This is a genomic window from Empedobacter sp. UBA7252 (assembly GCF_002472765.1).
GTDB classification, from domain to species: domain Bacteria; phylum Bacteroidota; class Bacteroidia; order Flavobacteriales; family Weeksellaceae; genus Empedobacter; species Empedobacter falsenii_B.
This window is the reverse complement of the sequence record NZ_DKSQ01000039.1, coordinates 8,524-9,981: the sequence shown is the minus strand read 5'-3', so window position 1 is coordinate 9,981 and position 1,458 is coordinate 8,524. Positions and strand designations below refer to the sequence as shown.

General features: G+C 29.6%; 2 protein-coding genes. Both read right to left on the bottom strand.

Annotated features, from left to right (window positions below):
* Positions 1–40: 40 nt before the first annotated feature.
* Positions 41–688 carry a hypothetical protein gene (locus B2X73_RS05265; RefSeq protein WP_291095924.1) on the bottom strand — a complete coding sequence of 216 codons (648 nt, stop codon included), beginning with the start codon at positions 686–688 and terminating at the stop codon, positions 41–43.
* A 145-nt stretch (positions 689–833) separates the two neighbouring features.
* Positions 834–1,458: zinc ribbon domain-containing protein (locus tag B2X73_RS05260; protein ID WP_291095922.1), on the bottom strand; the 625-nt coding region annotated here is incomplete at its 5' end.

The following is a 1,458-nucleotide window of genomic DNA, read 5'->3' as shown; positions in this document are numbered from 1 at the left end:
AAATATTTAGCGGAGTTTTTTGTATCTATGAATTGAAATTTTATTTTCTTGCAGAAGGTGTTCTCACTCCTGTTTTTACTCTTTCTGTTGATGCAGATTTTGCACTTACAGCATCTTTAGCAGATTTGCTGTATAATTGGATAAAATCAAATAATCCATCAAAATCACCAGTCAATGTTTTACCATTCGAAACTCTCAATGCAAAGTTTGTAGATAATAAACTTCTGTTATAAGGGTCAAAATAATTTTTTAGATTAATAGATCCAGAAGAAAAATCTGTATCTAACAAAGCAAACGTTCCAGAATTAAGAACTGGCACATAATTTTGCATTATAGGATCTTCATAATATTCGATATAATCCAATCCTCTATCATTATTTTCTGTTACGTAAGATCCATTAAAATTTAAATCACCTCTTTGGAAAATTTCTAAATACAAATAAGCTCCATTTAATTTACCATTCTTAGGAACTGGATTTGTAGATAATTCTACACTATAATAAAATCCGCCATCAGCCTTTTTTATATCTGCAACAACTGCATTTCGAAGCGGAAATGATACACCATCATAATTGATTTGTCCAACATTAACAATTTCAGGTTCATAATAGCCATCATCATTATTCACACAAGATGTTAATGAGATAGACGAGACAGCTAACATTGCTAAAAATATAATTTTTTTCATAATTTCTAAATTTTCAAACTAATTATATTGCCAGTATTACAAATAGCGTGCTAAAAAATAACAACAACTAGTTTTAGCATAAAAAAAGTGTTACACAATCGTGTAACACTTTGATATTAAATAAAATATTTTTTAACAAAGAAAATTATCCTTTGATAATGATTTCCATTTTTTCTTGCTCTTCTAAAGCTAATTCCAAATCAACTAAGATACGTCCTGAATGTTCGTCAGCGATAATTTTTTTACGTTGAGCGATATCCATTTGTCTTTGTGGTGGAATTGTAAAGAAAGATCCCGCAGAAGCTCCACGTTGTACAGGAACAACAGCTAAACCATTTTTCACAGAATTTCTGATACGGCTGTAAGCGTCTAATAATCTTTGTTCGATTTTAGCAGAATATTCAGAAGATAATTTCAATAAATTACTTTCTTCTTTTTCTGTATCTTTTACAATTGTATCCAACTCAGCTTGTTTGTGAGATAAATGCTCTTTCATTGAGTTTAATTTTGCATTAAATTCTTCAACTTGTGCATTTTTTTGAGAAATTTTAACTGTAAACTCACGAATACGTTTCTCAGATAACTCAATTTCCAAACCTTGATACTCTACTTCTTTCGCTAAAGCATCAAATTCTCTATTGTTTCGTACGTTATCTTGTTGTTTCGTGTATTTTTTAATTAAAGCTTCAGCATTTTTGATTGCTTCTTTCTTCAATTTAATTTCTTCATCCAAACCTTTAGTTTCGTCAACTATTTTTTGGATTCTCGTT